This is a genomic window from Synechococcus sp. A18-25c (assembly GCF_014280035.1).
Lineage (GTDB): Bacteria > Cyanobacteriota > Cyanobacteriia > PCC-6307 > Cyanobiaceae > Synechococcus_C.
Genome location: NZ_CP047957.1, coordinates 2,365,578 through 2,386,407, shown reverse-complemented (window position 1 = coordinate 2,386,407; position 20,830 = coordinate 2,365,578). Strand labels below are relative to the sequence as shown.

Annotated in this window: 25 protein-coding genes and 1 tRNA gene; 14 read left to right on the top strand and 12 right to left on the bottom strand. The window is 58.0% G+C overall.

Annotation, left to right across the window (positions count from 1 at the left end; genetic code table 11):
- Window positions 1–16 precede the first annotated feature (16 nt).
- On the top strand, window positions 17–451 hold the full coding sequence (arfB, locus tag SynA1825c_RS12895; protein WP_186469652.1) for an alternative ribosome rescue aminoacyl-tRNA hydrolase ArfB: 435 nt from the start codon (window positions 17–19) through the stop codon (window positions 449–451).
- Between the two features lie 321 nt (window positions 452–772).
- Here arfB and mazG read toward each other — a convergent pair whose 3' ends face one another.
- On the bottom strand, window positions 773–1,606 hold the full coding sequence (gene mazG, locus SynA1825c_RS12890) for a nucleoside triphosphate pyrophosphohydrolase (protein WP_255478500.1): 834 nt from the start codon (window positions 1,604–1,606) through the stop codon (window positions 773–775).
- A 28-nt stretch (window positions 1,607–1,634) separates the two neighbouring features.
- Window positions 1,635–2,162: a metal-binding protein gene (locus tag SynA1825c_RS12885; protein ID WP_370523163.1), complete on the bottom strand. Its 528-nt coding sequence runs from the start codon at window positions 2,160–2,162 to the stop codon at window positions 1,635–1,637.
- 42 nt (window positions 2,163–2,204) lie between these two features.
- Here SynA1825c_RS12885 and SynA1825c_RS12880 point away from each other — a divergent pair.
- From SynA1825c_RS12880 to SynA1825c_RS12850, 7 genes are all read left to right on the top strand, one after another.
- Window positions 2,205–2,276, top strand: a tRNA-Val gene (locus tag SynA1825c_RS12880).
- Window positions 2,277–3,320: 1,044 nt separating this feature from the next.
- Complete coding sequence (locus tag SynA1825c_RS12875; protein ID WP_186469650.1) at window positions 3,321–3,680, top strand: hypothetical protein; 360 nt, start codon at window positions 3,321–3,323, stop codon at window positions 3,678–3,680.
- A gap of 164 nt (window positions 3,681–3,844) precedes the next feature.
- Window positions 3,845–4,030 (top strand): hypothetical protein, encoded by a 186-nt coding sequence (locus tag SynA1825c_RS13725; RefSeq protein ID WP_255478397.1) that lies wholly within the window; start codon window positions 3,845–3,847, stop codon window positions 4,028–4,030.
- 479 nt (window positions 4,031–4,509) lie between these two features.
- A complete protein-coding gene (locus tag SynA1825c_RS12865; RefSeq protein WP_186469648.1) occupies window positions 4,510–4,782 on the top strand; it encodes a hypothetical protein in 273 nt (90 codons plus the stop codon).
- 3 nt (window positions 4,783–4,785) lie between these two features.
- A complete protein-coding gene (locus SynA1825c_RS12860; RefSeq protein WP_186469647.1) occupies window positions 4,786–5,055 on the top strand; it encodes a hypothetical protein in 270 nt (89 codons plus the stop codon).
- Window positions 5,056–5,254: 199 nt separating this feature from the next.
- Window positions 5,255–5,851 carry a pentapeptide repeat-containing protein gene (locus tag SynA1825c_RS12855; protein ID WP_255478499.1) on the top strand — a complete coding sequence of 199 codons (597 nt, stop codon included), beginning with the start codon at window positions 5,255–5,257 and terminating at the stop codon, window positions 5,849–5,851.
- A 71-nt stretch (window positions 5,852–5,922) separates the two neighbouring features.
- On the top strand, window positions 5,923–6,228 hold the full coding sequence (locus SynA1825c_RS12850) for a Nif11-like leader peptide family natural product precursor (protein ID WP_186469646.1): 306 nt from the start codon (window positions 5,923–5,925) through the stop codon (window positions 6,226–6,228).
- A gap of 86 nt (window positions 6,229–6,314) precedes the next feature.
- Here the strand turns inward: SynA1825c_RS12850 and SynA1825c_RS13805 are convergent, their stop codons facing one another.
- From SynA1825c_RS13805 to SynA1825c_RS12820, 7 genes are all read right to left on the bottom strand, one after another.
- A complete protein-coding gene (locus tag SynA1825c_RS13805; RefSeq protein ID WP_370593755.1) occupies window positions 6,315–6,809 on the bottom strand; it encodes a DUF1651 domain-containing protein in 495 nt (164 codons plus the stop codon).
- 644 nt (window positions 6,810–7,453) lie between these two features.
- Window positions 7,454–7,696: a hypothetical protein gene (locus SynA1825c_RS12840; protein WP_186469645.1), complete on the bottom strand. Its 243-nt coding sequence runs from the start codon at window positions 7,694–7,696 to the stop codon at window positions 7,454–7,456.
- A gap of 386 nt (window positions 7,697–8,082) precedes the next feature.
- Complete coding sequence (locus SynA1825c_RS13560) at window positions 8,083–8,310, bottom strand: hypothetical protein (RefSeq protein ID WP_222930012.1); 228 nt, start codon at window positions 8,308–8,310, stop codon at window positions 8,083–8,085.
- Window positions 8,311–8,325: 15 nt separating this feature from the next.
- Complete coding sequence (locus tag SynA1825c_RS12835) at window positions 8,326–8,529, bottom strand: hypothetical protein (protein WP_186469644.1); 204 nt, start codon at window positions 8,527–8,529, stop codon at window positions 8,326–8,328.
- Window positions 8,530–8,663: 134 nt separating this feature from the next.
- Window positions 8,664–9,059, bottom strand: coding sequence for a transcriptional repressor (locus tag SynA1825c_RS12830; RefSeq protein WP_186469643.1), 396 nt, complete (start codon window positions 9,057–9,059; stop codon window positions 8,664–8,666).
- Window positions 9,060–9,066: 7 nt separating this feature from the next.
- Window positions 9,067–9,987: an oxidoreductase gene (locus SynA1825c_RS12825; RefSeq protein ID WP_186469642.1), complete on the bottom strand. Its 921-nt coding sequence runs from the start codon at window positions 9,985–9,987 to the stop codon at window positions 9,067–9,069.
- A gap of 38 nt (window positions 9,988–10,025) precedes the next feature.
- Window positions 10,026–10,283: a hypothetical protein gene (locus SynA1825c_RS12820; protein ID WP_186471219.1), complete on the bottom strand. Its 258-nt coding sequence runs from the start codon at window positions 10,281–10,283 to the stop codon at window positions 10,026–10,028.
- 68 nt (window positions 10,284–10,351) lie between these two features.
- On the opposite strand from SynA1825c_RS12820, the gene SynA1825c_RS12815 reads away from it, so the two are divergent.
- Window positions 10,352–10,807: a protein phosphatase gene (locus SynA1825c_RS12815; protein WP_186469641.1), complete on the top strand. Its 456-nt coding sequence runs from the start codon at window positions 10,352–10,354 to the stop codon at window positions 10,805–10,807.
- A gap of 14 nt (window positions 10,808–10,821) precedes the next feature.
- Complete coding sequence (locus SynA1825c_RS12810; RefSeq protein ID WP_186469640.1) at window positions 10,822–11,457, top strand: 2OG-Fe(II) oxygenase; 636 nt, start codon at window positions 10,822–10,824, stop codon at window positions 11,455–11,457.
- An 18-nt stretch (window positions 11,458–11,475) separates the two neighbouring features.
- Here the strand turns inward: SynA1825c_RS12810 and SynA1825c_RS12805 are convergent, their stop codons facing one another.
- Window positions 11,476–12,744, bottom strand: a complete 1,269-nt coding sequence (locus SynA1825c_RS12805) for a mechanosensitive ion channel family protein (protein WP_186469639.1) — start codon at window positions 12,742–12,744, stop codon at window positions 11,476–11,478.
- Window positions 12,741–13,970: an ABC transporter substrate-binding protein gene (locus SynA1825c_RS12800; protein ID WP_186469638.1), complete on the bottom strand. Its 1,230-nt coding sequence runs from the start codon at window positions 13,968–13,970 to the stop codon at window positions 12,741–12,743. The genes SynA1825c_RS12805 and SynA1825c_RS12800 overlap by 4 nt, the downstream gene beginning before the upstream one ends.
- Window positions 13,971–14,297: 327 nt before the next feature.
- On the opposite strand from SynA1825c_RS12800, the gene SynA1825c_RS12795 reads away from it, so the two are divergent.
- From SynA1825c_RS12795 to SynA1825c_RS12780, 4 genes are read left to right on the top strand one after another with little or no spacing between them, the layout of a single operon-like run.
- On the top strand, window positions 14,298–17,042 hold the full coding sequence (locus SynA1825c_RS12795) for a valine--tRNA ligase (RefSeq protein WP_186471218.1): 2,745 nt from the start codon (window positions 14,298–14,300) through the stop codon (window positions 17,040–17,042).
- A 4-nt stretch (window positions 17,043–17,046) separates the two neighbouring features.
- Window positions 17,047–18,021 carry an ATP-binding cassette domain-containing protein gene (locus SynA1825c_RS12790; RefSeq protein WP_186469637.1) on the top strand — a complete coding sequence of 325 codons (975 nt, stop codon included), beginning with the start codon at window positions 17,047–17,049 and terminating at the stop codon, window positions 18,019–18,021.
- Complete coding sequence (locus tag SynA1825c_RS12785; protein ID WP_186469636.1) at window positions 18,021–18,818, top strand: ABC-2 family transporter protein; 798 nt, start codon at window positions 18,021–18,023, stop codon at window positions 18,816–18,818. Before SynA1825c_RS12790 ends, SynA1825c_RS12785 begins: the two co-directional genes overlap by 1 nt.
- Window positions 18,818–19,606, top strand: coding sequence for an ABC transporter permease (locus SynA1825c_RS12780; RefSeq protein ID WP_186469635.1), 789 nt, complete (start codon window positions 18,818–18,820; stop codon window positions 19,604–19,606). The genes SynA1825c_RS12785 and SynA1825c_RS12780 overlap by 1 nt, the downstream gene beginning before the upstream one ends.
- An 89-nt stretch (window positions 19,607–19,695) precedes the next feature.
- Here SynA1825c_RS12780 and SynA1825c_RS12775 read toward each other — a convergent pair whose 3' ends face one another.
- Window positions 19,696–20,814, bottom strand: coding sequence for a mechanosensitive ion channel family protein (locus SynA1825c_RS12775; RefSeq protein WP_370593754.1), 1,119 nt, complete (start codon window positions 20,812–20,814; stop codon window positions 19,696–19,698).
- Window positions 20,815–20,830: the final 16 nt, after the last annotated feature.

Below are 20,830 nucleotides of genomic sequence, written 5' to 3'. Positions count from 1 at the left end.
CGGCCGGAGCGTTGTCATGGTTCAAGATCTCCACATCAATGACCGGCTGGTGATTCCTGCGGCTGAGCTGCAGTGGCGGTTCTCACGGGCTTCTGGTCCAGGCGGGCAGGGGGTGAATACCACTGACTCCCGCGTTGAGCTGCTTTTCGATCTGGAGCAGTCCAAGGCGCTTGGCCCGTTTCGGCAACGGCTGTTGCGGGAACAACTGGCAACGCGTCTGCAGAGCGGCTGTCTGCGGGTGGTCGCGGCGGAGGAACGCTCGCAGTGGCAGAACCGCCAGCGGGCCTTGGCGCGTCTGGCTGATCTGCTGAGGGAGGGCTTGAAATCACCACCGCCCAAACGCAAACCCACCCGTCCTGGACGCGGTGCTGTGAAACGACGGCTGGATGCCAAAGGTCGCCGTAGCGAGCTCAAGCGACGTCGACAGGGCCGCCCCTCTTTGGACGATTAGCCATTACTAAGAAGGGTGGAAGTTTTGGTTAAGGTGGGATTAATTCAAGTGTGTCATGGAGGTGGAGTGATGAAGCAAAACCCGTCAAGGCCTTGGCATTCGCCAACTGAAGAGCTTGTTGCTCTGATGCGTCTGGAGGAAGGTGCTCGTCGTTGCACATCGCGAGAGCAGGCGCGGGCATTCATCCGTCAGGCCGATCAGGTCAAGCGCCACCTGTGGGGCACCACTGAGGGCACGATCGTCTCCCACGAGTGATGCTGCGATTGGCGTGATCTCCTGATCACGGTGCTCTCCGCATCTGCGCTGATTTGATGCTTGCGTTCAGGACTCTGCGCGGATTGCCGCTTTGGCCTGTTGCCAGAGGGCTTCCAGCTCGCGAATGCTTTTGCCCTGAATGTCTCCACCCAGGGCGGCTTCCACTCTGGAAAAGCGATCAAGAAAGCGGTGGTTGGTGCCGGCCAATCCGTCTTCAGGGTCGATCTCGCACCACCGGGCCACATTCACAAGCGTGAACAACACATCCCCCAGTTCCTCCTGGGCGTGGGATCGGTCTCCCGATGCGACTGCCTCCTTGAGTTCATCGAGCTCCTCGTGCACCTTCTCCCACACTCCGGCCATGTCGTCGCATTCGAAGCCGGCTTTGGCTGCTTTTTTGGAAATGGTCATGGCGCCGGCCAACGCGGGCTGACCACGAACTTTGCTGCCGAGTTGATCGCTCAGTGGGCTTGCAGACTTGGTAACCCCCGAGCTCTGGGCCCGCTCCTGCGCTTTGATCGCTTCCCAGCTGGCGCGAACCGCTGCGCTGTCTTCTGCTGTTTCATCCGCAAACACATGGGGATGGCGACGGATCAGTTTCTCGCTGATGGCGTCGGCGACGGCATCCAGGTTGAAGGCCTGGCGTTCCGTGGCGATCTGGGCATGCAGCACCACTTGCAGCAACAGGTCCCCCAGTTCTTCCCGCAGCTGCTGGTCATCGCCATGGCGGATGGCGTCGGCTACCTCGTGGGCTTCCTCCAGCACGTAGGGCGTCAACGATGCATGGGTCTGTTCCAGGTCCCACGGGCAGCCACCATTGGGATCGCGCAGGCGAGCCACCACGGCTTCAAGGCGGCGTAGAGGATCCGTGGGTTCGGGGACTGGCACGTCGTGGGCCATGGTGAAGCCAAAGGTTGCCGCCACCCTCTCACCGTTGGCGACGCCGGCGCCATCGTTTGGGCCATTCAGGGGGCAAAGGGTCGCCATCGAGCAGCAAGTGCAGCCACACGCTGGCCTCTAGTCCCAGCAAGGTTCCCCACAGTGCGCGCGGGTGTTGCCGTGCGGCATCAAGAAGTTCTGGCCATGCCTGCAGGGGTGTCGGGATGGTGGGTTGCAGGAACCAAGCCAGTCCAGTCCATGCCAGCCCCAGCAGCAGCAGGACCCAGGCCAGGCGCACCGTCATGCCGATCAACGGACCATGCGACCACAAGGAGCGATGCGGGACTAGCCGCCGGTAGGGCCACCAGATCCAGGCCAGCAGGCCCCAGCGCTTCAAGGCACGGGATTGAACGTCAAGATCCGGCGACAGCCAGAGGCCGCCCACCAGAAATGAGACAGCAGTGATGCTCCCAGTCCTCCAGCCCAGCCACCAGCTGATGATCATCCCGATGGGAATGCAGAAAGCCGCAGTGGCGCGGTCATGGTCACGGCCGCAGGCCACTGACGCAGCGATCAACAACAGATCCAGATTGCCGCGATCAGGCAGAATTAGCCCGACGGGCGATTAGCTCAGCGGTAGAGCACCTCCCTTACAAGGAGATTGTCACTGGTTCGATCCCAGTATCGCCCATTCCGGCCCACAGCTCATTTCTGCAGTTGTGGAAAGGCTTTCGAAAGTTTCTGATAAGAACTGCCCGTGGCGCTTGAGGCCATGACGTCACAGCGGCTGCGGGACACCTACATGGGTGATGTTCCTCTTAATGCGGATGCCTCGGTGGCGGACAACTGGGGTGACGCTCACTAGATCAGGATTCACTTAGCCCAAGGCTTCTCTGAACAGGGCCCACCTGTCATGCGGCCTCCACAAATATCGAATGTGTAGGGGGAGTCTTCAGGATGGCCCTGATACAAGATTTTATTGTGAGGTTGAAATCTGACGATCATTTGAGTCGCATAGCCATCGATGTATTCCGAGTATCCGTAAAACCAGCCTAGATCTGATTCGTAGTGATTACCTGCGACAACGCTGGAGCATTGCCTAACAAGCTTCTGAACCTCACATCGGTCCCGATAACAGACCTGCATTAATCCTTCCGCAGGACCACAACCAGCTTGAGCCTGGGGCACCAGGAAAGCGGACAGCGACGCAAAGATCGAGAGCGCTAAAGATTTACTGGAAACTTTCATCGAGCCGCCTCATTGATCTGTTTGTAGCTACCCGCCACGAACAAAAAGCAGAACCAGAATTAATGCGAACAAGTCGCAATAATTCTCCGCTTGGCCAGGATCCAGCCCGATCTGAAGCTCCGGCCGCTGACGAGGAAGCAGCGAGTAGCCGTTGACCTCCTAGTGGCGGGTTACCGCAAGGGCGAGGTCATCGCAAAGCTGGGAATCAGCAAAGCCACGTTCTGTCGGTGGCACCGGTGATCGATGCCGAAATCAGCCCGATTGAAAGTGAATCTGCAAGTGAGCTTCCACAGCGGAGGAGGAAGCCCTGTGATCAAGCAGCTTCTTTCCCTGAAGACCAGTCGCTTGCAGAGCAGTCGGTCACTTTTCAAAGCCTTGGGGGAGAGTCCAGATGGCCCTCAATCCCCCGAGGTTGCAGGGGAGAGTCCAGATGGTCCTCGATCCCCTAACCAGTGGGCAGCTCGACGCTTAAACCCACTCCATCACCATGAGCACTCTGAGGCGCTGGTGCTCCGTTCTCAAGGTTTCCTCCCGACTACTGAGGCGCTTGGCCATGGAGGGCACCGGTGAAGTCCACCCAGCTGCCGGAGTTCGTCCGCAAAGCGCCGGATCTGGAGCTGCTGCTTTTGGTGACCTCTGGCCTGCCTTAGATCCGTTCCCCGGTGTTCACATCGTTGGCCTGATCCATGACGAGATCCTCCTCGAGGTTCCCAGGGATTTAGTGGATCAAGTCAGAGAGATTGCATTGGCCTGCATGACCTCGCACAGGCTGCAAAAGCAATATCTGGGGGACATTCCCCTCGAAGCGGATTGCAACGTCGCTGAAACGTGGGGAGAGGCTCATTGATTAGCAGCACCTAAGATATGAATATGGGAAAGAGCGACAAAGCAGAGATTGATCGTCGGGTTCACACCGTCGTGAAACTGTTGTCGTCTGCGAAGACATCTAGTTACGTCTGCAGTTACGCGAAGGATGAATGGGGGGTGAGTCAGGCAATAGCAGAGCGATACATGAAACGTGCCCGAGAGATCATCAAGGCTGACTACCCAGTCGAACGATCTGACTTCCACGGCTCACGCCTGGCCCTGCTCGACAAGATCATTCAGGCCAGCATCGAAAGCAAGCAACACAGCAATGCTGTGGGTGCTTTGAAGCTTCAAGCACAGCTAACAAGATTGCTCGATCACAACGGATGAGGGGTATTCCGAGGCTGTAGCAGTGTGGGTTTGGCTAATTGTCGTGCTCTGGAGAGATCAATGACTGCACAAGAGGAAGGCCTCCCTTCCCTGTGGAAAGAAGGCTTAGCTCGCTCGTTTGCGCATTGTTCAACCCATCACGTTTGGAACGCGAGAAAGGGTCGAAGCTTCTGGCAGAGGGTCAGAGCACTGATTGAACAGTGACCAAAATCACAGGTCGAACTGATGCTGGTCATCAGCAGAGGCTTGGATTGCCGAGAAGGTGAGGACACACGGGGGAGACCCCAAACCACACACCTTTCAGCTCATGGCTTGCGCACTGGTTATCGCCTTCACCGTCATTGGCATGCTCGCCACTCACTCCGAGCAATCATCTTTAAACCGCATCGAGGAAGGACTTCGGGTCCAAGTGCGCTGAAGCGGGTCACTGAACCGTTGCTGCGCCACGGCTACAACGGAGTCACGCTGCAATTCCCCTGATGGCAACGCTGGAAGAGTTCAAGGCAATGCGTGATGCGGTGCCGATGAGTGTGCAAGGGGAGCTGTTCAAGCTGATGACTTCAGACCCTGATGCCTCGATCCAGCGCATGGTGGAGATCGCAGCAGAGAAAGGAATGACGGTGACCGCCGATGAGGTGCGTGGCTTCCTTAGGCAGATGGATGACGACGATGAATTCGATGATTTCGAGCTGGATGCGGTTGCCCTTGCTGCCATTGCTGGTGGTATGCGAGGCGAAGGGAGTGGTTGCTGAGCCATGACAACCCTCGACGACTTCAAAGCACTTCGCGATTCAGTCCCAGCAGAGGTGCAAGCAGAGCTTTATCGCCTGTTCACTTCAGACCCTGAAGCGTCCTTCAAGCGGATGGTGGAGATTGCGGCAGAGAAGGGGATGACCCTCACCGTGGAAGAGGTGAAGGGCTTCCTCAAGCAGATGGATGAGGACGATGAGTTTGATGATTTCGAGCTGGACATCGTCGCTCTCGCTGCCATTGCTGGTGGCACGAATCGCGACGCAGTTTGCTGACAAGAGGAAGCGCATGACGAGCCATGGGGGCGTTGCCCAGGCATGCGACCCATGCTGAAGTGGCTCTTTGGTGGCTCAGCCCAGAGCATTTGAGCACTCGATGCCGCTTCCAGCCAGACCCAAGCCCGTTAGCTGACATTCGGCTTCAGCAGTCATCCAACACTGCTATCAAATCGCTATTAATTGCCTGTTGCCTGTTGTGGCAAATGCCAACTGGTACGACTACCTCGATTTGGATCGCTTTTGGGAGACGACGCCAATAGAGAAACCAGAAGATTGTGATTGCGATAAGCCAGGGACCCTCACCGACTCTCTGATCGGGTCTCTCGAAAGCTTCTTTGGCAAAGAGGCACAAGACGACGAGATCATTGGCGCCGAAAGCCTTCCGAGAACTCCTCAAGGATGGGGTGTGAGATGGCGCCCTGAATGGTTTCCTGATGGCAGAGGGAGAAATCTCGTTGATGCATACCTGAGGGATGCGGACCTGAGGGATACGGACCTGTTGCGTGCGGACCTGAGGGATGCGGTCTTGTTGCGTGCGGACCTGAGGGATGCGGACCTGAGGGATGCGGTCCTGAGGCGTGCGGACCTGAGGGACGCGGACCTGAGGGGTGCGGACCTGTTGCGTGCGGACCTGAGGGATACGGACCTGTTGCGTGCGGACCTGACAGGAGCAATCAATTTGGATTCGGCACGGAATGTGAACGGGGCGTTTTGGTTCCGAACAACCTGCCCGGACGGCAGCATGAATATCGGCTCTTCACCTTGTTTTGGAGATCAGCTAATTCCTGCCTGAGCATTGACGCACTAGGACTGAATACTGCTGCCGACCATTGCTATGACCAGGCTGTAGCTCCAGTCACTCCAATGTCAGAAGAGCAACTCAAAGCCTTTCTAGAGAAGGTCCAAGGTGACACCAGCCTTCAGGTAAAGCTCAATGCAGCACGCTCCAATGAAGCTGCTCTTGATATCGCTAAAGACGCAGGCTTTGCAATTACCGCAGAAGATATTCAATCAATGCAATCGGCAACGGCAGAATTGTCAGACGAGGAGCTGGAAAGTGCAGCTGGCGGTTACGGTCGGTGTTTTGACCATAGAGGACCAGTGATTGTGAATACTGGGGCGGTGTGTATTAAGCCTACGCCCTCAATAAAGCCTCTTCCCCTGTGTTGACATGAGCTATTTATTGCTTCAATCGTCTGACTAACCCCATCAATCAGCAGTCAATACCTGGCACGATCGCCCGCATTAAATATCAATTAGCGCACTTGTGCTGAGCACCGTTGCCAGCCTGTTTTCTGCATCTCCTTCCACGTATCAATGGCGTTATGCCTGAGCATCCGCCTGCGTGTCTGCGGCACTGGTGGATGTGGTGGCACCCAGCTGTAGGTCCGTACTGACACCCACTCCGCATGAGGCGATGGGTTGTCGGGTTTGAACTGCACCACAAGCTGCTCCTGAGCGTTCACCAGCCAGCCCTCTCCGCCAGGCTTGGGCGGATGACGATCAACGAGGGGGCGGTCCTTGTTGGGCATGCCGGTGAGTCTGGCGAGCACCCTGATCAGACTGAGCGCCGCAGCTGCTACGGCATGCCGAACCATTGGGGTGATCATCTCGACCTGGCCCGATGCGTAGCCCTGATCGGAGAGCACGACCTGGGGCAGGCCACCACCGCGATGGGGCGGTGCCTGTTTCACCTGCAGCGGGATCTGCTGGTCGAGATCTGGACTGTGCGCACGCAAAGATATGGCCATGGGTCACATTTGCGCACACATTTGCGCACAGCACCCTTCGAAATCGCTGAGAACTCAGTCTCTAACTAGAGCAGACACCTCTCTTACAAGGAGATTGTCACTGGTTCGATCCCAGGATCACCTATCTGTCACGACAAGACTTCTTGGCCGAACCTCACCTGCCACCCAGCGGCTTGCTAAGCGATGCCGCAACGCATTGAAGCTGTTGTTTGCAATCTAGATTTAATTGGCTTGATCAGGCAGGTGCAGACCACCATGGTTGGTTCGAGCCCTGACATCGGTGCAGCTCGCTTGCCCGCATGATCCATCGAATCTGGAGCTGCTGCCTGCAACGGTGGCTGAGTTGATGCGGACAACTGCTTTCCAACATGTGCCCACTTGTTCCTGATTTGGGTCTCTTTCGGGGATGCAGGGTCCTCGAAAACCAACGTCAACACAGGGTTAAGCTCTATGGCCACGTGCCAACTGTCTCGCCTCCTAAATGAGGGTTCGTCGTTGGCTTAAGTCATGCTCGCTGGCGATGAGAAGGATGCTCAGTCAACCTCCCTTGCCTACTTTTTAGAGAACTTTGATTTGACGTTGAGTCGAGGCTCGTGCACCCAGCTCACTTCTCGTTCAGGTAAATATGGTGGCCTAAGAGATGACTAGCTCGATGGATGGTTTTGCGCCATCACGTGGTTCAGAATTTTTTCTTTGATACTTGCGCGGTCACGCTCAACATAGATGGCTTGAAATTGTTTGGGTTTTCCATTATTTAAAACCTCTTCAATCTCCACTTCAAGCTCAAGAATGAGGTTGATCACAAAAGCATCTGGGTCGTCGCCAAAGGTGTCAAACCGGTTCAACGCCTCATCGATTGCTTTAATGAGCTTGGAAGCCTTGGACATTGTTTTGTGCTCATGTGAGCTTATTTTATCTGCGCATGACCACTGGTTTGGTCTTCTGGACTACCGACTTGTGGGCTGGCGTGGTCGCTGTGATTACCCGGTCTTAGTCAGATGTTGAAATGATCTCAACCTGCCTTTTCAGATGAATGTTTAAGGTTTAGGCGTCTTGTTTCTGAACATGAAAACGCTCATCGTTTTCGGTTTGTTGGTGATTTGGTTGTTGCTTGTTCTGGCGGCGGGGCGAGCCGACCGAGTGAGGCGTCGGGCTCTTCTGCAGCAAAGCCGCTGAGGCGGAGTTCTTCATTGTTAGCTCTTCATCGACCGGATGGTTGGATGCAGCTTTTATTCGCCAAATAGCATCAGTTACATCACTGGCAAGATTCGGGTCAATGCATGGCTTCTCTGTTTCGCAGTAGCCAGCCGCCGTTGGCTGCGAATGCCTTCTTTAACCAGTGGCTTGTTGCGTTAATGCAACAGTCGTTCATGAATGGCTTGCCTGCCAATCTCTGCTGAATCTTGCCTTCATGGCAAAAACGCTCTGCCGCTCGGCCAATATCGGTTGCCCGCAGTCTCTTTGAAGCCAGCGTGCGGGCACGGTTGTCTGCAGAAATCAATTCGCAGCAGCGTCTTCAGTGCGCGATTTCATGAAAGCTCGTTGCGTAGGGGTAGTCGTAACCCTGTTCCATCTCGCGAACCACTTCTTCGGCTCGGTAAAGGCTGTTGGTGAAATGGCAGTGGTGCTCTTGATCGCAGGCTTTGTATCCGCCGCTTTCAAGTTTGTGGATGGAGGAGCCTCGTGGTGTCAGCGCGATCAGTTCAGGTTGAGAAGCCATCGGGGAGAGGTGGAAGTTCCCCTAGTCATGGCCCATCAAGCGCAATCCATGTCGTATCTAATCTCACGCTTCTCGGTTTTGTCTCGTTCTGCTTCTCGGTTGTGGTGTTCTGGCTTCCCCGGTGGGTGTGTGCTTTAGCGATCCTGGCGGCAGGCATCGCACAGTCCAAAAAATTCAAGGGTGTGAAAGAGCAGTTGAAAATTGCTCGTTTCCGGCGCGTTCACGCGAATGCCATGGATGGGGCAGTGCTCAAGTGTTTGCGTGGATCCGCAGTTCACACAGGTGAGATGGTGCTCGTCGCGATCCACCGGTGCATACAACGCTTCGCCGTTTGGCAAATGTCGACACCTCACCTTCCCGCATTGTTGAAGCTTGCGCAGGTTTCGGTAAACGGTTGCCAGGCCCATCGCTCCGGGGCGGCCTTCCAGCTGCCGATGCAGTTGTTGCCCGCTCATCTCATTGTCACTGCGCCGCAGCTCGTTCAGCAGCAGCTGTTGACGCTGGGTGGCTGTGGATCCTTGCTGCTCCATGGTCATCTCAGGCCGCAGTGCTGCGGGTTCCAATCAGCGTTTCGCTGATTTGCCAAAGGCGTTCGCGATCCTGTGCCTTGCGTGCGCTGGGTGCGATGGGTTGTTGTTTGGGAGCGCCACGCATGCCGCCGAACTGTCCGGGTCCGTAGTGCTCGCCTCCCTTCGCCGAGGGGCTTGTCGCTGCATGCAACTGAGGTAAGGCACCTTGTGCAGCGCTCTGGAACAACGGATCCATGAGGCGATAGGCCATCGCTTCCTGCCAAGCACCTGACGCCGCCACCGACATGGGTTGCAGATTTGTTCTGGCGAGTCCTGGATGGGCAGCCAGAGAGCGAACGCAGCTCCCGCGTTGTTCCAGGCGTTCGTTCAGCTGGATCGCGAACATCACATTGGCAAGTTTGCTCTGGCAGTAAGCCTTCCAGCGGTCGTAGCGGCGTTCACCGTTGAGGTCATCCCAGCCAATCGTGCCGAAATACTGCGCCCCAGACGTGACTGTCACCACCCTCGCTTGCTCTCGGCCCTCCATCAGGGGCAACAGGGCGTTGGTGAGCGCGAAGTGTCCGAGGTGATTGACAGCCCATTGCATCTCATGCCCCTGTTGGCTCAGCAAGCGCGGAGGTGCCATGACCCCCGCGTTGTTGATCAGCAAATCCAGCCGACCGTAACGCGATTTCACCTCGTCGCTGCAGGCGTCCACGTTGGCCAGGTCTGCGAGATCCAGATGGAGTAGGTCAATGCCAGAGGAGCCCAGTTCCAGCAATTGAGAGCGGGCTGCTTCCCCTTTCCGGCGGCTTCGGCAGGCCATCAACACCGTGGCACCAGCTTTGAGCAGGGCCAGGGTTGTCTCCAGGCCCAGTCCACTGTTGGCTCCTGTCACAAGGGCGATTCGCCCCCGTTGGTCAGGCATGTCGTCGATGGTCCAGCCCATGCGGCGATGGCAGCTCGTGTGCAGTTTCGCGCGTGAGCTCAGTCTTCGGGGAAGAGCAAAGCAGCCAGCTCATCAGCATCCACGTCGTAAACGCGTGCGAGTGAGGTTTCGATGGCGCTTGTGACCTCCCCGGGAAGGAAGCGCATTGCATTGAGAGCGTCTTCAGCGATCTCATCGGTGAGAAGAATGTCCTCGCCCTCGAGCTTCTCGTCGTTGATGATCGCCATCACCCAGCTCTGATAGGCGTACACCAGATCGGAGAACTCGAGTTCGGGATCGTTGAGATCCAGGGTCATGGTCAGGCGAACAAGCGCAGCAACAGTCTGCCCCCCAGGGGTGAGGATGTCTTCAAGCAAGGATCAGCATGAGCCATCCCGATCCCGATCAGCTGCAGGGCACGTTGGTTGATTTCGCTCTCATAGAGCTGATCCGTCAGCATCGGGAGAGTTTCCAACCGCTTTGGACGGTCGATAGCTGGGCGAAATTGCTGATCTGGCTGGCGCTCAATTGCGGTTTGTCTGGCGAACGCGACAGCCTGGAGAGGTTTGCCAAGGCGCTGGGTGACCCCCTGAGGTCTCGCTTGAGGCGCGTGTTCTTTGAGCGCGAATTCGGAGATCTCGAGCTTCAGGTGCTGGCGGATCCTGCTGAGCAGCAGGTGTTGGTGCTGTCGCAGGCGCCCCAGGATGCTTCCGTGCTCAGCTCTGATCAGGTGGCCAAGGCACTGGAGCGGGTGGGCTTGAGTGGACGCGTGGTGGAGCGCACTCGCTGGCAACAGCTGGAGGGGGTGATCGCGATTCCTTGGAGTTCGACTGAAGCCTGAAACCGATGTCTGAGATGGATGGTTCCAATTTGATCGGGCGCTACAGCAATGCTGGTTATGCCTCCGTGGCCGATGGCGTGATGGCGTTTTTTGATCGTCGCCAGGATCTCCAGCGTCCTGGCATTGCCTTTGGCTCTGCCGACGACCAGGAGCCCGCCAAAGTCAGCACGGATATCAGTCTCGTAGCGATCGACCGCAGTGATCCGGAAGCCTGTGCTCTTTCTGAGGTGATCATGCGTGGCATCTCGGCTGGGCTGGAGCGTTATCTGCAGGAGCGCCCTTTGTTTCGCGAGGTGTGTCCCGACCGGGACTTATTTGTGCTGCCGATCTTCAACCTCCAGCGTTACGCCCCCGGGGAGGGCTTTCGCCAATGGCATTGCGATTGGACCATCAGTGATGAAGCAACGGAGCCTGTGCATCGCGTGCTGGCTTGGATTTTGTATTGCAACTCCGTAGAAGAAGCCGGTACCGAGTTTCACTGGCAGCAGCACCATGAAGAGGCTGAGCGCGGGAAATTAGTGATTTTCCCCGCCGGACCTAGCCATATTCATCGTGGTCGTGTGAACCACCAATTCAGCAAAACCATCGCGACGGGCTGGATCAATGCTGGCACGCGTGAGGGATACCTTCAGCGGCTCTCGCACACCTGAATTCTGTTTTGCGTTCGTTTAGCTCGCGTGCTGATCGTCCATCTGTTGATCAGCAGGATCTCCAGGTGGCCATTCTCGGATGTAGTCCACGCGCTGCGGGAGTGGGATCTCAATCTGTTCGCGTTGGAATGCTGCCCAGATCGCACGATTGAGATCGCTTTTGATCCCCGCATTGCTCATGGGGTCTTCCATCCAGAAGCTCAGGGAGTATTCGATGGCGGACTCCCCGTAGTTCACGAGGCGTGCCATGGGTTTTGGGTAGTCCAGCAGCTTTGTGATGCCGAGAGCCGATTGTTCCAAGATGGCGATCACCTTTTCAGGGTCGTGGTGGTAAGCCGCGCCCACTCTGATTTGGCTCCGCCGCATGCGGTCGGTGGCGGTGTAACTGGTGGCTTGATCGGTGAAGAACTGCTGATTGGGAATCAGCAGTTCGGCATTGTCTTTTCCCCGCCAAAGCAAGGTGGCGCGCAAGCCCAATTTGCGGACCTCGCAAAGGTCTCCATCGACTACAAGAATCTCTCCAGGTCGTACGGATCCTTCGAACAGCAGCCAGATTCCGCTGATGAAGTTCGAGAATACTTCTTTCACGCCAAAGCCAAGGCCTACGGACAACCCTCCGGCGATCGTGAGTAGAGCCGTGCTGTTCAATCCGATTTGAAAACTCACGGCTAAAGCACCGATGCCCACAAGCATGTAGCGGATGATAAGTTCGACGGCTTTGCGGCTATTTTCTGTATAACCGAGTAGTTGTTTGAGCAACCAGGCCAGACCAGCAGCGGGCGGTTTGTTGGCAACTAAGAGCAAGTAAGTCACCAACAAAGATAGGACTAACGTGTTTAAGTTGATTGCAACGCCGAATAAGTTGCCAAGTTTGATGACGCCGAGATCGGCAGGGTTATCGAATTGACTGACCAGATTGAGGCCAGCGACGACAAGATAAAGAGGCCTGAGTAAACGGCTTTCCAGCGAACGCACTTGTTCGGTAGGGATAAATCGCTGCAATCCCTTTCTGAGCAGGCTCAGTAGATTCCAGCCCAGCCAGCAGAAACCGGCATAGCTGATCAATCCGGTTTTGCCGCCACCTGCTCCAATCAGCCATGCCGTGAGCAAGACGGCCACCGGACCCACCATCAAGCGAAGCGAGCGATGTGCTTTGACTCGCCATCGTTGATGGGCGGTAAGGCGCCAGGCCACGCTGATGCCTGCGATGAGCAGGACTTGGCTGATCACAGCACCTCGCTGTAAATAGCCGAACCACCCGACGATTTCCCAGAGCAGTTCGTTCATGGTCGGCGTTGCAGGCTCTGAATCAGGGCATCGGCGCTCGATTGCGGCGTGGAGTCGCCGAAGATCAAGGGGATCAGGGTTGGATTGATCTGGCTGGACAGATCGACTTGGTGGACGAGGCCGGCAAGATCCTCTTCATGCTGCGTGGCTGCTTTTTTAGAAGCCGCGAGTGTTGTCAGGGTGGTGGAGGTTGAGTCGGTGACGTCGACGTTTGGATTGACGGGAAGAAATGCCAAGGAGCGCAGAGAGAGATTGCGCTGGATCATGGCGTTGGTGATGTAGTAAGTCAGGTTGATGGCAACGGCACGTTGCCGGGGGCTTGAGTTGGAGCCCAGTGCGAGCACCCTCACATCGTTCACCGGGCTTGCTGCACCGCTTGGACCCTCGGGTAGTGCAGACACGGCGAGCTTGTCGCCTAAAACTTCTCGAAGTCGGGGGAGGCTGTTGGCATTGCAGGTCACCCAGTCCAGCTCCTCTTCTTTCAGCAGCTTTTCCAGTTGGCCCTGATCTTTGAAGAAGGTGATGTTGTTTTGCGCACTGGCATTTTCCAGCCATTGGATCCAGTTCTGGATCGATTGGATGTTTTGCGTGGAAAGGGTGTCTCCGTCTCCGGCACGCGCCAGGCTTGATAAGGCACCAAGGCTGCCTGCGGTCCAAAGCAATTCGGTGAAGGTCACCGGCAGCCCGACGCGCGCACCGGCCATTCCTAATTGCTGCAAAGCGCTCAACGTGGCGGGTGCAGTGTTGATGGCGGTTTTGTTGAAGCAGGCGATTTGGGGAAAAATCACGATCGGTTGCGCCACGATCTCTCCATTGCTGAGCATCACCCGTTCCCAGAGTGAGGTTTCGGTGTCGAGACGTTTGGCTTCAGACAACGGAACGGCATCTGTGAGCCCAGCTGCGAACAGTTGATGGGCTTGCAGTGTGTCGGTGATGATCAGATCCGGTCCCAGGTCTGAGGCATCGCGACGTTTGAGCTCTCTGAGGAGCTTGCTGTGCTCGTACAGCTCAAATTGCAATTGAACATGCGGATGAATCTTGCGGTAGTCGTCAGCAATGAGCTCGACTCTTCTGCGGAAGTCAGCCTGCGTGCTGGTCTCGATGTTGGCGTCCTTGTCGATTGCGATGGCTAGATAAAGCAACACCGGCATCTCGCTGCCAATGCGCCCGCAGCTTGTGAGAAGCCACGACGTGATCAGCAGGCTGACAGCGAGCTTTCGGATCAAGCGACAGAGATCGTCTTTGCAGACATTGTGATTTCTTTTTGTTGGTGTGAGTTGATCGATGCAACAAATCCACTGTCCAGTTCGGCGTTGTGTTGGCGGGATGTGCTGTCGCTAATGCATCTTGCGGAACACAGCAGCACCGGTCATCGCGACTTCCGAAAACTGCAGTCACGAAGCAGGCGCTTCAGCAGACGACCAACGCCGATGCCATCAATCACCAGTCGGTGTTTGTGAGTGCGTTGATTGTGGGGATTGAGGTTGGTGCCTCGTTGTTGTGCGCTCTTCCGCCCCTTTGCGAGCATGGGCGGCTGTGTGCGCATGCCTCCCGTGCCCGAACTGGCCAAGACCTACGACCCGGTTGGCACGGAGGCCCGCTGGCAGCAGGCCTGGGAGGACCTGGGAGCGTTCCATCCCGACCCGAAGGCCCCCGGTGAACCGTTCTCGGTGGTGATCCCGCCGCCGAACGTGACCGGCAGCCTGCACATGGGCCATGCCTTCAATACGGCCCTGATCGACACGATCGTGCGCTACCAGCGCTTAGCGGGAAAGAACGTGCTCTGTCTGCCCGGCACCGACCACGCTTCGATCGCGGTGCAGACGATTCTCGAGAAGCAGCTCAAGCAGGAGGGCAAGACCCGCTACGACCTTGGCCGCGAAGCCTTCCTGGAGCGGGCCTGGCAGTGGAAGGCCGAAAGCGGGGGCCGGATCGTGGGCCAGCTGCGGCGCCTGGGTTATTCCGTGGATTGGAAGCGACAGCGCTTCACCCTCGATGAGGGCCTGAGTGAGGCGGTGAAGGAAGCCTTCGTGCGTCTGCATGAGCAGGGGCTGATCTACCGCGGGGAATACCTGGTGAACTGGTGCCCCGCCTCCGGTTCGGCGGTCAGCGATCTGGAGGTGGAGATGAAGGAGGTGGATGGCCACCTCTGGCATTTCCGCTATCCGCTCAGCAGCGGCGACGGTCACCTGGAGGTGGCCACCACCCGGCCCGAAACGATGCTGGGCGATACGGCGGTGGCGGTGAATCCCACCGACGAGCGCTACGCCCACCTGGTGGGCCAGACCCTCACGCTGCCGTTCGTGGGGCGGGAGATTCCGATCGTGGCCGACGACCACGTGGAGAAGGACTTCGGCACCGGCTGCGTCAAGGTGACGCCGGCCCACGACCCCAACGACTTCGCCATCGGCCAGCGCCACGGTCTGCCCCAGATCACGGTGATGTGCAAGAACGGCACAATGAATAATGAGGCCGGTCAGTTCGAGGGGCTGGATCGCTTCGAGGCCCGCAAGGCCGTGGTGGCAGGCCTGGAGGAGCTGGGGCTGCTGGTGAAGGTGGAGGACTACCGCCACAGCGTTCCCTATTCCGACCGCGGCAAGGTGCCGGTGGAGCCGCTGCTCTCCACCCAGTGGTTTGTCAAAACCGAGCCTTTGGCGGCTCGCTGCCGCGAGGCTCTGGAGAAGAAGGATCCCCGCTTCATCCCGGAGCGCTGGGAAAAGGTCTACCGCGATTGGCTCACCGACATCCGCGACTGGTGCATCAGCCGTCAGCTCTGGTGGGGCCATCGCATCCCCGCCTGGTTCGTGATCAGCGAGACCGGCGGCAAGTACACCGACACCACGCCCTATGTGGTGGCCCGCGACGAAGCCGAAGCCCTGGAGAAGGCCAAGGCGGAGTACGGCGCGGCGGCGGAGATCGAGCAGGACGAAGACGTGCTCGACACCTGGTTCTCCAGCGGCCTCTGGCCCTTCTCCACCCTGGGTTGGCCGAATGCAGATAGCGCTGACTTGCAGCGCTGGTACCCCACCAGCACCCTGGTGACGGGCTTCGACATCATCTTTTTCTGGGTGGCCCGGATGACGATGATGGCCGGCGCCTTCACCGGCGAGATGCCCTTCCAGGACGTCTACATTCACGGCCTGGTGCGGGATGAGCAGAACCGCAAGATGAGCAAGAGCGCCGGCAACGGCATCGATCCGCTGCTGCTGATCGACCGTTACGGCACCGATGCCCTGCGTTTTGCGTTGGTGCGGGAGGTGGCCGGTGCGGGTCAGGACATCCGCCTGGACTACGACCGCAAGAAGGACACTTCCGCCACGGTGGAGGCCTCGCGCAACTTCGCCAACAAGCTCTGGAACGCCACCCGTTTCGCCCTGATGAACCTGGGCGGTGAAACGCCGGGCCAACTCGGTGACCCCGATCCCGCTGCCCTGCAGCTGGCGGACCGCTGGATCCTCTCCCGCCTGGCCCGGGTGACCCGGGAAACGGCCGAGCGCTACAGCAACTTTGGCCTGGGTGAGGCGGCCAAGGGGCTTTACGAGTTCGCCTGGAACGACGTTTGCGATTGGTATTTGGAGTTGAGCAAGCGCCGGCTTAATCCCGGTGAGAACCCTTCAGCGGAGGCCCTGGCTGATCAGCGGGTGGCCAAGCAGGTGCTGGCAAAGGTGATTAGCCAGATGCATCTGATGCTGCACCCGTTGATGCCCCACCTCACAGAAGAGCTCTGGCACAGCGTCACTAACGAGCCGGAGACCACTTTCCTCGCCCTGCAGCCCTGGCCGGCACTGGATGAGAGCGCTCTGGATGATGCGTTGGAAGCCTCCTTTACTGAGCTGATCGGTGCCATCCGTGTGGTGCGCAACCTGCGCGCGGTGGCGGGCCTGAAGCCCTCGCAATCGGTGCCAGTGCGCTTTGTCACCGGCCGCGGCGAGCTGGCAGCTGTGCTCAACCAGGCCACGGCCGACATCACGGCCTTGACTCGGGCGGAGTCGGTGGCGGTGATGGCGCCGGCGGAAGCTGATGCGGCTCCGGTGGCCAAGGCCCTGGCGGGGGTGAGCGGTGAGCTGCAGGTGCTGCTGCCGATCGAAGGCCTCGTCGATCTCGATGCGCTCAAGGGCCGCCTGGAAAAAGACATTGCCAAGGCCGAGAAGGAAATCAAGGGCCTGGCGGGCCGGCTGGGCAATCCCAACTTCGCCGACAAGGCACCCCCGGAGGTGGTGGCGGAATGCAAGGCCAACCTGGCAGAGAAGCAGGCTCAGGCGGATCTGGCGCGCAAGCGCCTGGCGGATCTGAGCTGAAGCAGTGATACAGGTTGAGGGGCTGAGCAAGACCTACCGGGTTGCCGAGAAGCAGCCTGGGCTGGCCGGCACATTGCGCCATTTCATTCGCCGGCGCACTCGGGATGTGACGGCGGTGCAGGATGTGTCGTTTGCGATTGAGCCGGGGGAGATGGTGGGCTTTCTTGGCGCTAATGGCGCCGGCAAGACCACCACCTTGAAGATGCTCTGCGGCTTGATCCACCCCAGCGCTGGCGAGGTGCAGGTGGCGGGGCACCGGCCCCAGCGGCGTCAGGCGGAGTTCCTGCGCCGGATCACTTTGGTGATGGGCCAGAAACAGCAGCTGCTCTGGGACCTGCCGCCCATGGATTCGCTGCGGGTGAACGCGGCGGTGTATGGCATCTCCGATGGTGTGGCCCGGAGGCGGATCAAGGAGCTGGCTGATCTGCTGGAGCTGGGGGAGGAGCTCACCCGGCCGGTGCGCAAGCTTTCCCTGGGCCAGCGGATGAAAGCCGAACTTTTGGCGGCGCTACTGCACGAGCCGGATGTGTTGTTCCTGGATGAACCGACTCTGGGGTTGGACGTGAATGCTCAGGCACGGGTGCGCCAGTTCCTGGCGGAATACAACCGCAGGACGGGGGCAACGGTGTTGCTCACCAGCCATTACATGGCTGACATCACGGCCTTGTGCCCCCGAGTGCTGCTGATCCACCAGGGTCGGTTGTTTCATGACGGTCCGCTCGAGGCTCTGGCGGATCAGCTGGCGCCGGAGCGAGAGGTGCGGCTGGAGTTGGAGTCGCCTGTGGCGCCGGAAGCTTTGGCCGGTCTGGGGCGGTTGGAGCTGGTGGAGGGGTGTGACGTGCGGCTGTTGGTGCCCCGCGATCAGCTCACTGCCGTGGTGGCGCAGCTGCTGGATCGTTTTGCGGTGCGCGATCTGGACGTGACCGATCCTCCGATCGAAGAACTGATCGGTGGTCTGTTCCGCCAGGGGCGTGTCTGATGCGGATCTTCGGCTTGAACCGGCGGATTATCCGGGTGCTGTTGGGCTCCCAGTACGCCCACATGCTCGAGTACCGCGCTGAGATCGCCCTCTGGGCCCTCTCTGGAGTGCTGCCGTTCGTCATGCTCAGCGTCTGGAGCGGCAGCGATGCGCGCTCGGGTCTTGGTCTCGATGGTGTGGCCCTGGATCGCTATTTCCTCAGTGCCTTTCTGGTGCGCCAATTTTCGGTGGTGTGGGTTGTCTACGCCTTCGAGGAAGACGCACTGCTCGGCCGGCTCTCGCCCTATCTGCTGCAGCCACTGCATCCGCTCTGGCGTTATGTGGCGGCCCACCTCGGCGAGCAGCTCACGCGTCTGCCCTTCGCGGCCCTGATCGCGGCCGTGTTTTTTGCGGTGCAGCCCCAGGCCTTCTGGTTGCCGTCGTTCGGGGGGTTCCTGATGGCCTGGTTGGCCACCTGGATGGCCTTTGCCATCGCCTTCCTGTTTCAGAGCCTGATTGCAGCCCTCTGTTTCTGGAGTGAGAAGGCCAGTGCCCTAGAGCGTCTCCAGTTCATTCCCTTTCTGTTCCTGTCTGGGCTGCTGGCACCGCTCACGGCCTTTCCGCCGGCGGTTCGGGCCGTGGCCGAGTGGACGCCGTTCCCCTATCTGATTGATTTCCCGGCCCGCGTGCTGGCGGGCCAACCGGTGGATCTGTTGGCGGGCTTTGGGGCTCAATTGGCCTGGATTGCCTTGTTGTTGCCGATGGTGCTGCTGCTCTGGCGGGCTGGCGTGCGGCGTTACAGCGCCATGGGGGCCTGATGGGACGGTACTGGCGAACCCTGCGACGCTTCTGGGGCACGGCCGTGGCCGTGCAACTGGAATATCAAGCCAATGTGTTGATCGAGCTGCTGGCGATGGCGATGAGCCTCAGTGGCAGCCTGCTGCTGCTCTCGCTGTTTTATGGCCCCGATCAGACGTTGGGGGGCTGGAGCTGGGCTCAGGCGCTGATGGTGCAGGGCCTCTACACGGTGTTCGACGGCATGGCCACCACCTGGCTCCGTCCCAACCTCGGGGCGATCGTCACCCATGTGCGCGAGGGCACCTTGGATTTCGTCCTGCTCAAACCGATCGACAGCCAGTTCTGGTTGTCGTTGCGCACGTTGTCGCCAGCGGGGCTGCCGGAGATCGGTCTGGGACTGGGGCTTTTGGCCTGGGGCAGTCATCAGGCCGGTGTGGTGGTCAGCTTGCCTGCCCTTTTCGCCGTGTTGGTGATGTTGATAGCCGGTGGCCTGATCCTCTATTCGCTCTGGTTTCTGATCGCTGCCACCAGTATTTGGTTCGTCAAAACCTGGAATGCCACTGAGGTGTTGCGGGCGCTGCTGGCCTCCGGTCGTTATCCGCTCAGTGCCTATCCGCCGACCCTGCGCCTGTTGTTCACCTTCGTGCTGCCGGTGGCCTTTCTCACGACGGTTCCCGCTCAGGTGTTGCTGGGTGAGGCGGCGGTGCCGATGTTGCTGGCGGGTTTGGCTCTGGCGCTGATGTTCTTTGCGATTGCCCGTACTTTCTGGTTGTTTGCCCTGCGCTTTTACACATCCGCGTCCAGTTGAACTGCTATGGCGTCCGGTATGACTTGTACTTCGAATGACTCTGCCGTGTGTTTTGAAAACAACCAAAATGTAGTGAGATTCTTTGTCTATTAAGACGCAGGCTTACCTTGATTGAGTGACTTGATGAGTGTGTCTGCGTTGGCATTAGGTGCTGGATAGAGAGTGGTGCAATTAAAGGCAAAATCAGCACCGCTGCGCTGAACAATTCCAGCGATCTCAAGAAAGATAGCTTGTTGTATCTCGAGCCAATCTTTCCAGATAGTTGTTTTTGTAAAGCAGTAAACCATCATGTTGATTGATGAAGAATCCCATTCATTAAAACTGACAACAATGCTTTGGTTTTGGTCGATGTCTGGATGCTGCTCAAGATAGGTGCGCACTTCTTGCGTGATATTGCCAATCTTGCTTAAATCTTCATAACGAAGACCGATATTGGCAAAGATTCTTCGGTTGTACATTTCCCCAGGGTTTTCAATCGGGTTGATTGCAAAAACCGAATTAGGAATGTAGAGAGGTCGTCGATCAAAAGTGCGAATTCGTGTGTAATACCAGCCAATTTTTTCCACAGTCCCTTCCAAGTTGTTTGCGTTGATCCAATCGCCTTCCCTGAAGGGGCGGTTGAAAAACAACATGAAGCCGGAAAGAAAATTTTGGCTGATCTGCTGTGTTGCGAATGAGAAGCCAATTCCGGCGCCCCCAAGCATCGTGGCAATGGCGCCGGAGGGAACGCCAAAGTTCACCATCAGTGCTGCTGTTGCAATGAGCAGTACAGAAATGGTGTATAACCTGCTCATCACATTGATCAGCATGGATTCATCCTGCTGATCCTTGATCTGAATCCATCGCTTCATGGATGCAGACATCAACACCGTCTGGCCGACATTCATCACGGCCCAGGTGATGCTGGCGATAACCAAAGTGGTGGAGATCCGGTTGACTTCCGCCTGCACGAGCAGACCGAGTCGGAGGTCTTTGTTGAGCTGATGGATGATCCAGCTGGCGTATAGCGACACGCCGAATCCAATCAGCACAGGCCGCCTGAGTGCCGCTGCAAGTTGGCTGCCCATGTTGCGCCCATGGCGGCTCAACAGTTGCAGCAACAGCCAGGCACCCAAAAGCGCCAGGGTTCCCATCAGCAAACCGATGTTTGTTTGCAGGAACTCCAGGTTGAAGTCGTTGGCGGAATGAGGACCAGGTATGAGACTCACTTGCCGACCTTTTGAA

Excerpts from the sequence above, each read along its gene's own strand:
- SynA1825c_RS12865 (WP_186469648.1), top strand. The coding sequence starts at position 4,510 with ATGGCAACGCTGGAAGAGTTCAAGGCAATGCGTGATGCGGTGCCGATG.
- SynA1825c_RS12840 (WP_186469645.1), bottom strand. The coding sequence starts at position 7,696 with ATGTCCAAGGCTTCCAAGCTCATTAAAGCAATCGATGAGGCGTTGAAC.
- SynA1825c_RS12860 (WP_186469647.1), top strand. The coding sequence starts at position 4,786 with ATGACAACCCTCGACGACTTCAAAGCACTTCGCGATTCAGTCCCAGCA.
- SynA1825c_RS12815 (WP_186469641.1), top strand. The coding sequence starts at position 10,352 with ATGAGCCATCCCGATCCCGATCAGCTGCAGGGCACGTTGGTTGATTTC.
- arfB (WP_186469652.1), top strand. The coding sequence starts at position 17 with ATGGTTCAAGATCTCCACATCAATGACCGGCTGGTGATTCCTGCGGCT.
- SynA1825c_RS12810 (WP_186469640.1), top strand. The coding sequence starts at position 10,822 with ATGGATGGTTCCAATTTGATCGGGCGCTACAGCAATGCTGGTTATGCC.
- SynA1825c_RS12875 (WP_186469650.1), top strand. The coding sequence starts at position 3,321 with ATGAGCACTCTGAGGCGCTGGTGCTCCGTTCTCAAGGTTTCCTCCCGA.
- SynA1825c_RS12825 (WP_186469642.1), bottom strand. The coding sequence starts at position 9,987 with ATGGGCTGGACCATCGACGACATGCCTGACCAACGGGGGCGAATCGCC.
- SynA1825c_RS12820 (WP_186471219.1), bottom strand. The coding sequence starts at position 10,283 with ATGACCCTGGATCTCAACGATCCCGAACTCGAGTTCTCCGATCTGGTG.
- SynA1825c_RS12780 (WP_186469635.1), top strand. The coding sequence starts at position 18,818 with ATGGGACGGTACTGGCGAACCCTGCGACGCTTCTGGGGCACGGCCGTG.
- SynA1825c_RS13725 (WP_255478397.1), top strand. The coding sequence starts at position 3,845 with ATGAAACGTGCCCGAGAGATCATCAAGGCTGACTACCCAGTCGAACGA.
- SynA1825c_RS12850 (WP_186469646.1), top strand. The coding sequence starts at position 5,923 with ATGTCAGAAGAGCAACTCAAAGCCTTTCTAGAGAAGGTCCAAGGTGAC.
- SynA1825c_RS12805 (WP_186469639.1), bottom strand. The coding sequence starts at position 12,744 with ATGAACGAACTGCTCTGGGAAATCGTCGGGTGGTTCGGCTATTTACAG.
- SynA1825c_RS12830 (WP_186469643.1), bottom strand. The coding sequence starts at position 9,059 with ATGGAGCAGCAAGGATCCACAGCCACCCAGCGTCAACAGCTGCTGCTG.
- SynA1825c_RS13805 (WP_370593755.1), bottom strand. The coding sequence starts at position 6,809 with ATGGCCATATCTTTGCGTGCGCACAGTCCAGATCTCGACCAGCAGATC.
- SynA1825c_RS12785 (WP_186469636.1), top strand. The coding sequence starts at position 18,021 with ATGCGGATCTTCGGCTTGAACCGGCGGATTATCCGGGTGCTGTTGGGC.
- SynA1825c_RS12835 (WP_186469644.1), bottom strand. The coding sequence starts at position 8,529 with ATGGCTTCTCAACCTGAACTGATCGCGCTGACACCACGAGGCTCCTCC.
- mazG (WP_255478500.1), bottom strand. The coding sequence starts at position 1,606 with ATGGCCCACGACGTGCCAGTCCCCGAACCCACGGATCCTCTACGCCGC.